Genomic DNA, 14173 nt, shown 5'->3' with positions numbered 1-14173 from the left:
GGCTCGATGGCAAGCGAACTTCAGATCCGCGCTTTCTTGCCGGCCGACGCAGCGGCCGTGCGCGACCTGTTCATCCAGGTCAATCGCCTGCTGGCGCCGGCACATCTGGCGGAGGCGTTTGAGGGATACATTGCCCGCTCCCTCGCGGAGGAGATCGATCGTCTCTCCGATTATTATGCCAGCCGGAACGGCGGTTTCTGGGTCGCGGTCGACGGCGACATTGTCGGCATGTTCGGGCTGGAAGCCGTTGGCGATCGGACGATGGAGTTACGGCGCATGTACGTCGCTCCCGGCGCGCGACGCCGGGGGATCGCGCGAAAAATGTTGGCGTTTGCGGAGGAGGAGTGTCGTCGCCGCAATCGGCTGGAACTGCAGTTGAGCACGTCCGAGCTTCAGCAGGATGCGCTGGCGCTGTATCGAAGCGCCGGATACGAGAACGTGCGTGAGGAAATCGCCGATGCCGCCAGCAACAAGACGCTGGGTGGTGGCATTCGTCGCTACCACTTCACCAAGCGGCTGTGACCGCCCCTCCAATTGTTCCTTCCGGGACTTGCCTATTGCTCAGCGATTCTGAGCTCGCGGGACTGACCTGCAATTTGAGCGTGGACGTCTTGGTCGACGGTTCGCCGTCGAACGCCTTTGACCGCTCCGTCCCTGGCACCAGTGGCCGATCCTGGCGGAGTTATCCGGACTTCATGCTCCGCTGGGACCAATCCTTTAGCGTCCCCTAAGCTGCGAATATTTCACCATCGCCTTCTCGAACTTGCGCTTGAACAGCCACATCGCGCCCAGGATCTCGCGGAAGCTGGCCGAGCTTCGCGCACGATCGGTCTTGCCGAAGGCGAAGATGCTGTTGTTGCGCAGGTGCTTCATGATCGTCGGGCTGGACACCCGGTAATTCAGGAGATCACCCGATTTGAGCGCTGCGCGCGTCGGCGTCGGGATGATCTGGATCAGCTCGAACAGCTTCATCTGCTCGATCGGATCTGGCAGCGTCTTCGCGATCGCGGGAATCTCGGCAAACAGCTCCGCATGCGCATTCATGAGGCCGTCGCGGACATTGGTCCAGTGATTGAAGCGGCGATCGGTGCCGCGGGACCGCGCCTCTTCCTTGTCGTCGCGCGCGTTCAATGCGGGATCGGCGGCCGCGATCGCGCCCTTGATGGCCACCCATTTGCGCTGGCCGTTGCGGTCCTCGGAGGGGCCGGTCTGGAAACTGCCCATATAGGTGTTCGAGCGCGCATTGCGGACGTTCTGCTTGCCGTTGGTCTCGGCATAGAACAGCCCCAGGCTGATGCGGCCCGCGGCGGCGGCATCGGCAGGCGCAAGCCCCTTGGCGCGCGCAATCGCTGTGCCGAGATCGATCACGTCGTTGAACGGGGTTGCTGAATTCTGCGCGCTCGCGGGCGGCGCTTCCATGATCTCGAAGATGTCTGCGTATTCGTCGACCAGCGGTTCGATCGCGGCATCGAAATAGGCCGGCGGAATCCCGAACTTGTTCGGCTTGCCGATCCGCGACGGGATCGCGTCGGTGAGATCCTTGTAGGCGCTGATCATGGCGACGCGCGCGAGATAAAGCGCCTGGCCCGGCAGGTTCGGCAGCGGCTCCTTCGCCTCGATCTGGCGCCGCCGCTCGGCGAGGATGGATTTGAAATCGGCGAGCGCGCGATCGTAGGCGGCCTGCGCCTCCGATTGCGCCGGCGTGAGCGTTTGCGCCTGACCCACGGTGAACGTCAGGGCCAGCCCGAGCGCCGCTAGGGTTGCGATGGCATGACGGCGCGCAGGCATGGCCGGTTCCCCCCGAACGATTCGTCGGTCGGGGGATGGTAGCCTAATCGTTGGCCTCGGGCGGCAGGAAGTCGACCTCGTGCAGCGCCGAGATGCGCACGACCTCGGCGGGGTCGGTCAGATTGTGGAGCTGGTCGAACAGCGCCTCCAGCTTCTGCATCGGCGAGACCCAGAACAGCGCGCGGCAGGGCTTATCGGACTTGTTGAAGTAACCGTGCGGGATGCCGCGCGGCATGCGCACGAGATCGCCGGCATGGGCCTTCACCCATTGGCCGTCGAGCTTGAGGTCGAGCGTGCCTTCCTGCACCAGGATGAATTCGTCCTGGGTCGGATGGATGTGCACCGGCACGAACTGGCCGGGATCGCTGTTGGTCTCGAACGCGAAGGTGGAGTCGGTGACGGCCTTGGGGAAATAGACCTGCCCCAGGATATTCCAGGTCTTGCCGCCGTAGCCCGTGCCGTTCGCGGTGATGCCCTTTTCGAGTGCAGTCATGCTCGCCTCCATTGGAATTCTCGCCGGTCCGGAGTTTTGCGCAGGCACGCGGCGGAGTCCATCCGCCCTGGGCTAACGGCGGTCGCGCTCGGACTTGCGCAAAAAGCCCTCGACATCGGCCTGTACCGAATAGGGCGTCGGGATCGCATCGCCCGCGGCATCGACCGCGGTGTCGAGCGAGCGGCGCAGCATGCGCGCGAGTTCGGCCTTGCGGTAGGGCTTTGTCAGCAGCGGCGCGCCGATGGTGGCGTGCCCCGGTCCATGCGGCGCATCATGGGCATAGCCAGACGTGAACAGCACCCGCAGCGAGGGACGTGCGGCGACCATCTGGTCGGCGAGCTCCCGTCCGTTCAGCGCGCCGGCCATCACGACATCGGTGAAGAGCAGGTCGAACGGCGTGCCCTTGGCGGCGATGGCGAGCGCCTCGTCCGCATTGGCGGCGGGGATGACCTTGTAGCCGAGGCTTTCGAGCTGGACGATGACGAACTGGCGGACGTCGCGGTCGTCCTCGACGCAAAGGATGGTCTCCGTTCCGCCCACGACCTTGCGCTCGTCATAGCCGGTCGGACGAAGCGTGCTGGCCTCGGCCTTGGGCAGATAGATTGTGAAAGTGGTTCCGCGGCCCTCGGCGGAATTGACCTTGATGCCGCCGCCGGACTGCTTGACGAAGCCGAACACCATGCTGAGCCCGAGCCCCGTGCCCTTGCCGACCTCCTTGGTCGAGAAGAACGGATCGAAGATGCGTTCGAGGATCGCTTGCGGAATGCCGGTGCCGGTATCGGTGATCTCGATCGCGACATAGTCGCCGGCATAGCCGGCGCCAACTGCCATCGCCTCGCGCACGCCGAACACGACATTGCGCGTCGTCAGCATCAGGCGGCCGCCGTCGAGCATGGCGTCGCGGGCATTGATCGCAAGGTTGAGCAGCGCCGAGCTGAGCTGGCCGCGGTCGGCAAAGGCAAGCCAGACGTTGCCGTCGAGCCTGGTCACGATCTCGATCTTCTTGTCGAAGGTCGCCAGCAGCAGCTTCGCCAGCTCTTCGAGCAGCTCGTTGACGTCGATCTCGGCCGGCTGGAGCGCCTGCTTGCGCGCAAAGGACAGCAGGCTCGACGTCAGCGCGGCGCCGCGATCGGCAGCCTCGCTGATCAGCTTGGTGATGGTCGCAAGCGGCGGGTTGTCCTTGACGGCGTCGGCCAAAATCTCGATCGTGCCCGTGATCACGGTCAGCATGTTGTTGAATTCGTGCGCGATGCCGCCGGTGAGCTGACCGACCGCTTCCATCTTCTGGGCCTGGATCAGTTGCTCCTCGGCGGCGCGCTTCTGGGTGACATCCCTAACGAAATTGTTGATGATGGTGCGTCCGCCGATCCGAAGCGCGGTGCTCGACGCTTCGATCAGGATCTCGTCGCCTTCCCGGTGCAGCAGCGTCGCTTCGAATCGGATGCCGATCGGTGTGTTCGACAGTTCCGGCAACAGCCGCGTCATGCGCTGCCGGAAGCCGGCGCGCAGCGGTTCGGCGATGAGGAGGTCGACGACGTCGGTGCCGAGCGCCTCCTTGCGCGTCCATCCGGTCAGCGCTTCGGCCTGAAAACTCCACTCCAGCACGATGCCGCGTTCGTCAGTCTGAATGAAGGCATCGAGCGCGGTCTTGATGACGGCCTGCGTGACTTGCGCGCCGGTCTGCGCCTGCTCGACAAGTTGCGCGGCAACGCGCTTGCCTTGCGACGCCTCGATCGTGCGCGTGCAAAGCCATGCGAGGAGGGCGGCGACGGCGCCGCTTGCGATCAGGGCAACGATCTGCGCAAGGCCGAATCCGGATCCGGTCACGGCATGGGAAGCGAGCAGGGCCACGGCGGTCACGACGGCCTGTGCGGCCATCGCGAGTGTCAGAAGCCCCCTCAGTTTCATGCTCTCACACCAACGGCGCCCGTCGCGAACCCCGGGTCCGCCCTGTAGATTACCCCGGTCTGACGTGAGCTACAGACTCAATATGGCTGCGTCGAGGGGCAATTTCCGGCGGTATAGGGGCATTCCCAGGTCTTCAACCTGGCGGCGAATCGGTCTGGCGCAAAGTCGTGACCCAGATCACGCGCGCGGCCTGCTGGGTCGGGTTGTCGAACATGTGCGGCACGATGCTCGGGAATCGAAAACTGTCGCCGGCCTCCAGCACATGGGCCTGGTTGTCGAGCCACAGCCGCAGGCTGCCGGACAGGATGTAGCCGGCCTTCTCGCCGGTGTGCTGGAGGAAGTCGGTGCCGGAGGAGGCCCCTGGATTGAGCGTGAGCTCGTAGAGTTCGAGCTGTCCCTTTCCTTCCGGGGTCAGCGCTTCCTTGACGACGCCGCTGGCGGTGAGCCGCAACAGGCGCCTTGCGTTCTTGCGCACGATGTAGCGCTGCACGTCGCCGGGATCGGTGGTCTCGAAAAAATAGGAGATGGGAACGTCGAGCGCGATCGAGAGCAGGCGCAGCGTGCGGATCGATGGCATGGCCCGTGCACGTTCGAGCTGGCTGATCATGCCGTTGGAGAGGCCGGTCTTGTTGGCGACGTCCTGGATCGAGAGGCCGGCGCGCTGGCGCAGCAGCCGCACGGTCTCCCCAAGGCGCTGGTCGACCGTATCGTCGGCCGCGAGCGCCGGGGCGTCCTTGGTGCCGTTGGTATCGCCGCGACCGTCCATGTCGCTCTCCCGTGCATCGTCTTGGCCGCGGGCCACATCGGTCCGCGGCTTCAGTCGGAGTGAAAAGGTCGCGCATCCTAGCAATGTGATTGACAGCTGTATTTAGTCATGATGAACTTTTGATCGAAAAATTTAGAAGCACTAAAGCCCACTCCTGTCCCTTTGCCGGGGTCTTGGGGCGCGGGAGAGGTGCCGCGTGCGGGAACGGAGACTGGTCATGGCAGACAGCACCGGCAAGTTCGGCACTGGCGGACGGCTTCATCTCGGCATTCCTAATCGCCGACAATTCTTCCAGCTCGGCGCCGGCGCCGCGGCGGGGTGGACCCTGTCAGGCAGCGCGCTCGCACAGACCGAGCGACCCTCCAATCCGCCGGACAAGCCGCGCGGCCAGGTGATCGCGGCGCTGTCGCAGGAGCCGACCGTGTTTCATCCCTTGATGCCCGGCATCGAGGTCGATCAGGGCATCTGGTGGCAGGTGTTCTCGCTGCTCTGGTACATCGATCCCGAGGGCAATTTCGTTCCCGATCTCGCGCGCGAAGTCCCGACCATCGAGAATGGCGGCCTGTCGGCCGACGGCCTGACCTGGAAGATCAAGCTGCGCAGCGACGTGAAATGGCACGACGGCACGCCGTTCACGGCCGAGGACGTCAAGTTCTCGCTCGATCTGATCAACGATTCCAATTTCCGCGCGCGCAGCCGCGTCGGCCACAGCCTCGTCAAGGACATCAAGGTCGTCGCCGTGGACGAGATCCACTGGCGGATGGAAGCGCCTTATTCGCCCTACATGTCGATCCTGGGCTCGCTGACCTTCATCGTGCCCAAGCACATCCTGGAGAAGGTCTCCGATCCGAACGCCTCGCCGTTCCACAACGCGCCCGTCGGCACCGGACCCTTCCGCTGGGGCGAGCGCGTGCCCGGCGACCACATTTTGCTCAATGCCAACACCGGCTATCATGGCAAGGGGCCGTACGTCGAACGCGTGGTGTTCAAATACATCCCCGATCTCACGGTGCTCTACACCCAGTTCCGCACCGGCCAGGTCGACTACACCGGGCTGCAGGGCATTTTGCCGAACTTCGTGCAGGAGGCGAAGACGCTGAAGGGGCGCAAGATCGTCGTCTCCTCGACCTCCTCGGTCGAGCACATCGCGCCCAATCTCGAGTTCGGTCCCTTCGCCGACCGCGCCGTGCGCGAGGCGCTCTATCTCGGCATCAATAAGCAGGCGATCATCGACGCGCTCTATTACGGCCTGCCGACGCAGACCGAGAGCTTCGTGCCGCAGCAGGCCTGGTCGTTCCAGAAGGGTCTGCCGCAGCACAAATACGATCCGGCCAAGGCCAATGCGCTGCTCGACGCGGCCGGCTGGGCCCGCGGCTCCAGCGGCATTCGCGAGAAGGGCGGCGTCAAGCTCGAATTCACCAACTCGACGACGGCAGGCAGCGCCGTGCGCGAGCAATGCCAACAACTCCTGATCCAGGACTGGCGGGCCATTGGCGCGGCGATGCGCGTCAACAACATGCCGGCGGCCGTCATCTGGGGTGACTTCTGGCAGCAATCGAAGTTCAATTCGGTGATCGTCGGCGTGAACTTCATGCTCGGCAGCGACCCCGACGTGACGCCGCGCTTCGGCTCCGGCGCCATTCCCGCCCAGGGCGGCCGCGGCTACAACACCTATCAGTACAAGAACAAAGAGGCCGATCGTCTGCTCGCCGAAGGCGCCAGGCAGTTCGATCTCGGACAGCGCAAGGCGACCTATGGCGAGCTGCAAAAGCTGATCCGCAACGATCTCGCGATCCTGCCGCTGTTCCAGGGCTTCATCGCCGAGGGCGTGAAGGAAGGGCTGCAAGGTTTCCGTCCCAACATCAACGCCTCCATCAATAGCTGGAACATCCGCGAATGGTACTGGGCCTGATGCCCCAGGCACGCTGGATCGCCTGAGATGGCCCGTTACGTCGCCAATCGCCTGGCACAGGCGATCATGCTGCTTGTGATCGTCTCGGCGATCGGCTTCGCCATCCTGCACATGGCGCCGGGCGGCCCGCTCTCGCAGTTTGCCGTCTCCGGGCAGATGACGCAGGAGGATCTCGACCGCGTCACCAAACAGCTCGGGCTCGATCGTCCGCTGCCGATCCAGTATCTCGACTGGTTCGGCCGCATGCTCAAGGGCGATTGGGGACGTTCCTATCGCGACGGCGAGACGGTGCTGTCGGTGATCTCCTCGCATCTCGGTGCGACCCTGGAGCTGATGGCGACGGCAACCATCATCGCGGTGCTGCTCGGCTGCTGGATCGGCGTGCTGGGGGCGCTGCGGCGATACTCGCTGTTCGATTCGCTCGCGACCGTCGGCGCCATGGTCGCGCTGTCGATCCCGACCTTCTGGTTCGGCCTCGTCACCATCTATGTGTTCTCGGTGAAGCTCGGCTGGCTGCCGGCCGGCAACCGACAGACCATCGGCGACGGCTCCTTCCTCGACCTGCTGCACCATCTGATCGCGCCGTCGCTGGTGCTGGCGCTGGTCGAGACCGCGATGTGGGGCCGCTTCATGCGCTCCTCGATGCTCGAGGTCATCAACCAGGATTACATCCGCACCGCGCGCGCCAAGGGCATGCCGGAATGGCGCATCCTCACCGTGCACGCACTTCGCAACGCGCTGCTGCCGATGATCACGGTGGCCGGCCTCCAGCTGCCGACGCTGCTCGGCGGCGCGCTGGTTGCCGAGACCGTGTTCACCTGGCCCGGCATGGGACGCCTGTTCCTCGATTCCATCGGCTATCGCGACTATCCCGTGGTAATGGGCATCCTGATGTTCTCGGCGACCATGGTGCTGATCGGCTCGCTGCTTGCCGACATCCTCTATGCCGTCGTCGATCCGCGTATCCGGGTGGGCTAGGGATGGCGACTGCGGCTCTCTCCACGGTTCAGCTCGCGCCCGGCCAAGCCGCGTGGCGGCGCTTCCGCCGGCATCGCCTCGCGCTCGCGGGCGCGGTGACCATTCTCGTCCTCGTGCTCGGTTCGGTGTTCGGTCCTTATCTGCTGCCGTTCGACGACACCTATATCGACATCATGAAGCGGTTCGCCCCGCCGCTCTCGGGCGCGCACATCCTCGGCACCGACGAGCTTGGCCGCGACGTGCTGGCGCGCCTGATGATGGGCGCGCGGGTCTCGCTGTCGATCGGCTTCGTCGCCATGGTGATCGCGATGGCGGCCGGTATCGTCGTCGGCGCCTTTGCCGGCTTCTACGGCGGCGTGGTCGGCGCGGTCCTGATGCGGCTCGTCGACGCCGTGCTGTGCTTTCCGACCATCTTTCTGCTGCTCGCGCTGGCGGCCCTCACCGAACCCGGCCCCGTCATCACAACGGTGCTCATCGCCGCCACCGCCTGGATGAGCGTGGCGCGCGTCGTCGAAGCCCAGATGCGGTCGCTGCGGGAGCGGGAGTTCGCGGTCGCCGCGCTGGCCTTCGGATCCTCGAATCTGCGCATCATGTTCCGCGAGCTCGTGCCCAACGCGATCGCTCCGATCGTGGTGGCCGCGACGCTCAATATCGCCAACGCGATCCTGCTGGAATCCTATCTCAGCTTTCTCGGCTATGGCATCCAGCCGCCGGCCGCGAGCCTCGGCAACATGCTCAACAACGCGCAGATCTATCTCACCAGCGCACCCTGGCTTGCGATCGCGCCGGGCGTCGTCATCACGCTGGCCGTGACCAGCTTCAATTTCCTCGGTGACGGCCTGCGCGATGCGCTCGATCCGCGAATGAACATCCCATGACGAAACGACCCGAACTGACCTCCAGGAGTGCATCATGTCCCCGCCGCTCAATCGTATAAACAGCGATGAACGCCTGCCGGCGCAGGCGGACGTCGTCGTCATCGGCGGCGGCGTGATCGGCGTCTCCGCGGCCTATCATCTCGCCAAGAAGGGCCTCTCCGTGGCGCTGGTCGAGAAAGGCCATGTCGGCGGCGAGCAATCGAGCCGCAACTGGGGCTGGTGCCGCCAGCAGGGGCGCGCGCGTGAAGAGATTCCGCTGGCGCGCGAGGCGCTGCGGTTGTGGGAGGACATGCAGAACGATGCCGGCGTCGATGCCGGCTTCCGCCGCACCGGCGTGCTGTTCCTCACCAAAAGCAAGGACGAGCTCGCCGGCTGGGAGCGCTGGGCCGCGATCGCGCGTGAGCAGCAGGTGCACTCGACCGTCCTGACGCCGGCCGAAATCGCCGAGCGCCTGCCCGGCAATGCCGACGAATGGGTCGGCGGCCTGCACACGCCGAGCGACGGCCGCGCCGAGCCGTCGATGGCGGTGCCCGCGCTCGCGACGGCTGCGCGAAAACATGGCGTCACCATCCATCAGGGCTGCGCCGCGCGCGGGCTGGAGACGACGGGCGGACGCGTTAGCGCCGTCGTCACCGAGAAGGGCACCATCCGCACCCAGTCCGTGCTGCTCTCCGGTGGCGCGTGGTCGTCGCTGTTCTGCCGCCGCCACGGCATCGAGCTGCCGATCGGCCTCGTCAATGCCACCGCGTGCCGGACCACGCCGGGGCCGGAGATCACCTCGGGCGCGCTCGGCACTGATTTCTACTGCATCCGCCGCCGCCTCGATGGCGGCTTCACGCTGGCGCTGCGCAACCGCGGCACGGTCGAGCTGTCGCCCGACCTGTTTCGCTACGCGCGCACCTTCTGGCCGACCTATCTGCATCGCAAGAACGGATTGAAGCTGTCGTTCGGCAAGTCGTTCTTCGACCAGCTCATGCGCGGCACCAGCTGGAGCTTCGACAAGCCGTCGCCGTTCCATACCGAGCGCGTGCGCGATCCCGCGCCCGACATGTCGCTGGTCACTGCAGCGCTGGCTGCGCTGATCAAATCGAATCCGGAATTGAAGGACATAGAGATCGCGGAAGCCTGGGGCGGCACCATCGACTGCACGCCGGACACCATTCCGGTGATCTCGCCGGTCGACACGCTGCCGGGCTTCTTCCTTGCCACCGGCTTCTCCGGCCACGGCTTTGGCATCGGCCCCGCGGCCGGCAAGCTTGCGGCCGACCTCGTCACCGGCGCGACGCCGCTGGTCGATCCCGCCGCCTATAGCCACAAGCGCATGATCGACGGCCGCCGGCTCGCGCCGGTCAGCCCGTTCTGACCGCGGCGGCCGGGATGACATTCCTCTACAAGGCCAATCTGGTCCGCGGCGCCGAATGGGCACGGCTCTTTGCCGAGCGTGCCCCGGATCTGCCGTTCCGCCTCTGGCCCGATATCGGCGATCCCCAGGCGGTGCGCTATCTCGTGGCCTGGCAGCCGCCGGACGACATCGCAACGACCTTCCCCAATCTCGAGCTGGTCTTCTCGGTCGGCGCCGGCGTCGATCAGTTCGACATCACAAAACTGCCGCCGCATGTGCCGCTCATCCGCATGCTGGAGCCAGGCATCACCGATCGCATGGTCGAATATGCCTGCATGTCGGTGCTCGCGCTGCATCGCGATCTCGTTCAGTTCATCGGCCAGCAGCGCGATCGGGTCTGGCGCGAGCTCCCTGCGACCTACACGTCGGAGCGGCGTGTCGGCGTGATGGGGCTCGGCCTGCTTGGGCAAGCCGTGCTCGACCGGCTCAAATCGTTTGGCTTTCAGCTGCTCGGATGGAACCGCTCGCCGCGCAGCATCGATGGCGTCACTTGTTTTGCCGGCGAAGATGCACTGCCGGAATTCCTGGCGCACACCGATATTCTCGTCTGCCTCCTGCCGCTGACCGGGGAGACGCGCGGCATCCTCAATGCAGATCTGTTCGCGCGTCTGCCGCGCGGCGCGCGGCTGCTCAATGTCGGGCGGGGCGGACATCTGGTCGCGGCCGACCTGATCGCGGCGCTCGACAGCGGTGCGCTGTCGGCTGCCGTGCTCGACGTCGCCGAGCCTGAGCCGCTGCCGGCGGGCCATCCGTTCTGGAGCCATCCGCGCATTCTGCTGACGCCGCACATCGCCAGCACGACCAAGCCGGAGACGGCGGTTGATTTCGTGCTCGACACCGTCGCGCGCCACCGCCGCGGCGAGGATCTGCCCGGGCGGGTCGATCGTGATCGCGGCTATTAGGATCTTTGCATGAGCATCAGTGCCAGCAGACCAGACCAGATCGCCGTCGCGGCGCAGGCGCCGGTGCTGTCGGTCGCCGGCCTGACCACGTCCTTCATGCTGGAGCGGAGATGGATTCCCGTCGTCCGCAACGTCTCGTTCGACATCGCGCCGCGCGAGACGGTGGCGATCGTCGGCGAGTCCGGTTCGGGCAAGAGCGTCACCGCGCTCTCGATCATGCGGCTTGTTCCGAAGGAGATTGGCCGCGTCGAGGGCCGCGTCACGCTCGCCGGCCGGGATCTGCTCGCGCTGCCCGAAGCAAGCATGAAGGACATCCGTGGCAACGACGTCGCCATGATCTTCCAGGAACCGATGACGAGCCTCAATCCGGTGCTCACCATCGGCTTCCAGATCGCGGAAGCGCTGATCCAGCATCGCGGCCTGTCGCGCGCGGCGGCGGAGGCCGAAACCATCCGCCTGCTCGACCGCGTCCGCATTCCCGCGGCGAAATCACGCTTCCACGAGCATCCGCATCGTTTCTCCGGCGGCATGCGCCAGCGCGTCATGATCGCGATGGCGCTGGCCTGCAAGCCGAAACTGCTGATCGCGGACGAGCCGACCACCGCACTCGACGTCACGATCCAGGCCCAGATCCTGGAGCTCCTGAAGGAGCTTCAGCAGGAAGAGGGCATGTCCATCCTCTTCATCACCCACGACATGGGGGTGGTCGCCGAGATCGCCGACCGCACCGTGGTGATGTATGGCGGCCAGGCGGTCGAGACCGACGCGACCGCGCGCATCTTCGCCGCGCCCGCGCATCCTTACACGCGCGCGCTGCTCGCAGCGGTGCCGCGGCTCGGCTCCATGGACGGCCGCCCACGGCCGATGCGCTTTCCGATCGTCGACAAGGTGACGGGCACCTCGGACGAGCCGGCGGAGACGCCCGATACCGTCTCGCCCGCCGAGCGGCCGCTGCTCGAGGTCTCAAATCTCACCACGCGTTTCCCGATCCGTTCAGGTCTGTTCGGAAAAGTCTCAGGACGCGTCCACGCGGTCGAGAATATCTCCTTCACCTTGCGCGCCGGCGAGACGCTGGCGCTGGTCGGGGAATCCGGCTGCGGCAAGTCGACGACCGGCCGTTCGATCCTCAAGCTGATCGAGCCCGACGCCGGCACCGTTCTGATCGATGGCCAGGACGTCCTCGCCATGAACGGCCGCACCTTGCGCGATTTCCGCAGGCACATGCAGATCGTGTTTCAGGATCCGTTCGCCAGCCTCAATCCGCGCATGTCGGTGGGAACTGCGATCGCCGCGCCGCTGCTCGCCAACGGTCTCGCCACGGCGTCGCAGGCGCGCGACAAAGTCGCTGACCTCTTGGTGCGCGTCGGTCTGACCGCCGATATGGCCGCACGCTTCCCGCACGAATTCTCCGGCGGTCAGCGCCAGCGCATCTGTATTGCCCGCGCGCTCGCGCTCGGACCGAAGCTGATCGTCGCGGACGAGGCGGTCTCCGCGCTCGACGTCTCGGTCAAGGCGCAGGTCGTCAATCTGATGCTCGACCTTCAGGCCAGCATGGGCCTCGCCTATCTCTTCATCTCCCACGACATCGCGGTGGTCGAGCGCATGAGCCACCGCGTCGCGGTGATGTATCTCGGCGAGATCGTCGAGATCGGCCCGCGCGCTGCATTGTTCGGCAACCCGCAGCATCCCTACACGAAGAAACTCATGGCCGCCGTGCCGGTACCGGATCCCGCACGCCGCGGCACGAAGCGCGAGGTCGCGAGCGATGAGATCAGAAGCCCGGTGCGCGCGCCGGATTACCAGCCGCCGGTGCGGCAATATCGCGAGGTCTCGCCCGGCCACGTCGTGCAGATCTGGGGCGAGGAGTGGTCGGCCTAAAGCGCGATGAAGTCAGGCTCGATCGGCTTGGTTCACCTCTCCCCAACGGGGAGAGGTCGGATTGCGCTCGGCGATGCGAAGCATCGTCCGGAGCAATCCGGGTGAGGGGCCGCGGCGTTCAATGAGACTGTAACCCCTCACCCGGATCGCATCTTCGATGCGATCCGACCTCTCCCTACGGGAGAGGTGAACCAAGATCTCGGTTTTCCCATCGATTCAAACTAAACTCGTCGAGCTTTAGCTGGCTCTCTCCGGATCGGTCAGCAATCTCGTCAGCAGCCGCCCACTCGGCGGCAGTGGCCGGTTGATCGCCGAGATCAGCGAGAACTGGGTAGTGTAGCGAAATGCCTCGGCGCCCGAGACTTCCTCCAGTTGATGGATCGGCCGCAGCATCTCGACATAGTGCTTCGGCAGGAAGCCGACGAATCCGCCGCCGACCAGCATCGTCGCCACCGCCTCCAGCCCGAACGCGACGGCATGCTGCTTGATATGAAGCCGCCGGGCGAGGTTTTGCGTGCGCCGGTCGTTGGTTCGCGTCACCAGAACCACGTCGCCGCCGCGCAAGGCGTCGAGCGCAAGCGGCCGCGCTGCCGCCGTGTAGAGCCGAAATTCCTCGACGAAGAGCGAGACGTATTCGAGCTTGCTGTTCACGGCAGGCTGCCCGCTGATGGCCAGATGCAGTCGTCGCTCCAGCACGTCATCGACCAGCGTCGTCGGCAGGCCGATCGCAATGTTCAGGGTGACGTCAGGGGCGGCGGCGCGAAAACGGGCCAGCGTGTCCGCCAGCCGGCAATGCGGATTGGACAGGCAATTGTCGGCGATGCCGATCTTCAATTCGCCCGACAGGATGTTGCGGGCGAGATTGAGCTCGTGATGCACCATTTCGAGCGCGTCGCAGGCCGCGATGCTCGCGAGCAGGGCCCTGTGGCCGAAATCGGTGAGCTCGAATCCGGATGGGCCGCGAAAGCACAGCCTGCTGCCGAGGCGTGTTTCCAGCGCGAGCAGATGCCGGCTGATGGTAGAGCGCTCCATTCCGAGCTGGGCTTCCGCCGCGGTCAAGCCTCCGGCCTCGGCGACGGCGCGAAAGATGCGTAGCAATCTGAGATCGCTCTCGTTGAGGTTTGGAACGGGTGCGGGCGCGACGTGCTTCATGTTGCGGTTCCTACAAGCATGGTTTCGCTAATCGTCATTCCGGGCGCCGTCCGGCGCGGGCTACGGTTGCCGAACAGTCGGGCGATGCCGGTCGCTCGGTGGCCCAGATGCCGATT

General features: G+C 65.5%; 12 protein-coding genes. 7 read left to right on the top strand and 5 right to left on the bottom strand.

Going from position 1 to position 14173, the window contains the following annotated elements; all coding sequences use genetic code 11:
• Nucleotides 1-6: 6 nt before the first annotated feature.
• A complete protein-coding gene (locus HYH08_RS21380) occupies nt 7-522 on the top strand; it encodes a GNAT family N-acetyltransferase (RefSeq protein WP_220011793.1) in 516 nt (171 codons plus the stop codon).
• A gap of 195 nt (nt 523-717) precedes the next feature.
• On the opposite strand, the gene HYH08_RS21375 is transcribed toward HYH08_RS21380, so the two are convergent.
• The 4 genes from HYH08_RS21375 to HYH08_RS21360 all read right to left on the bottom strand — a co-directional run bounded on the left by HYH08_RS21375 (nt 718) and on the right by HYH08_RS21360 (nt 4955).
• Nucleotides 718-1788 (bottom strand): hypothetical protein, encoded by a 1071-nt coding sequence (locus HYH08_RS21375; RefSeq protein WP_220011792.1) that lies wholly within the window; start codon nt 1786-1788, stop codon nt 718-720.
• 43 nt (nt 1789-1831) lie between these two features.
• Nucleotides 1832-2281, bottom strand: a complete 450-nt coding sequence (locus tag HYH08_RS21370; RefSeq protein ID WP_220011791.1) for a cupin domain-containing protein — start codon at nt 2279-2281, stop codon at nt 1832-1834.
• 72 nt (nt 2282-2353) lie between these two features.
• Nucleotides 2354-4189, bottom strand: coding sequence for an ATP-binding protein (locus HYH08_RS21365; protein ID WP_220011790.1), 1836 nt, complete (start codon nt 4187-4189; stop codon nt 2354-2356).
• Nucleotides 4190-4322: 133 nt separating this feature from the next.
• Nucleotides 4323-4955, bottom strand: a complete 633-nt coding sequence (locus HYH08_RS21360) for a cupin domain-containing protein (RefSeq protein WP_220011789.1) — start codon at nt 4953-4955, stop codon at nt 4323-4325.
• A 217-nt stretch (nt 4956-5172) separates the two neighbouring features.
• Between HYH08_RS21360 and HYH08_RS21355 the strand changes: the two genes are divergently transcribed.
• The 6 genes from HYH08_RS21355 to HYH08_RS21330 are packed head-to-tail and all read left to right on the top strand — an operon-like array spanning nt 5173 to nt 12905.
• Complete coding sequence (locus tag HYH08_RS21355) at nt 5173-6867, top strand: peptide ABC transporter substrate-binding protein (RefSeq protein ID WP_220011788.1); 1695 nt, start codon at nt 5173-5175, stop codon at nt 6865-6867.
• Between the two features lie 27 nt (nt 6868-6894).
• Nucleotides 6895-7845 (top strand): ABC transporter permease, encoded by a 951-nt coding sequence (locus tag HYH08_RS21350; protein WP_220011787.1) that lies wholly within the window; start codon nt 6895-6897, stop codon nt 7843-7845.
• A gap of 2 nt (nt 7846-7847) precedes the next feature.
• Nucleotides 7848-8723: an ABC transporter permease gene (locus tag HYH08_RS21345; protein WP_220011786.1), complete on the top strand. Its 876-nt coding sequence runs from the start codon at nt 7848-7850 to the stop codon at nt 8721-8723.
• Between the two features lie 34 nt (nt 8724-8757).
• Nucleotides 8758-10086: an NAD(P)/FAD-dependent oxidoreductase gene (locus HYH08_RS21340; RefSeq protein ID WP_220011785.1), complete on the top strand. Its 1329-nt coding sequence runs from the start codon at nt 8758-8760 to the stop codon at nt 10084-10086.
• A 14-nt stretch (nt 10087-10100) separates the two neighbouring features.
• Nucleotides 10101-11027, top strand: a complete 927-nt coding sequence (locus HYH08_RS21335) for a 2-hydroxyacid dehydrogenase (RefSeq protein ID WP_220011784.1) — start codon at nt 10101-10103, stop codon at nt 11025-11027.
• Nucleotides 11028-11036: 9 nt separating this feature from the next.
• The gene (locus tag HYH08_RS21330; protein ID WP_220011783.1) at nt 11037-12905 is read left to right on the top strand and encodes an ABC transporter ATP-binding protein; all 1869 of its coding nucleotides are present in this window, start codon (nt 11037-11039) and stop codon (nt 12903-12905) included.
• Nucleotides 12906-13142: 237 nt separating this feature from the next.
• Here HYH08_RS21330 and HYH08_RS21325 read toward each other — a convergent pair whose 3' ends face one another.
• Entirely contained in the window at nt 13143-14057 is a 915-nt protein-coding gene (locus HYH08_RS21325) for a LysR family transcriptional regulator (protein ID WP_220011782.1), read from the bottom strand.
• Between the last annotated feature and the right edge of the window lie 116 nt (nt 14058-14173).

The organism is Bradyrhizobium sp. BR 10289 (assembly GCF_019455385.1).
Lineage (GTDB): Bacteria > Pseudomonadota > Alphaproteobacteria > Rhizobiales > Xanthobacteraceae > Bradyrhizobium.
This window is presented reverse-complemented; position numbering and strand designations above follow the sequence as displayed.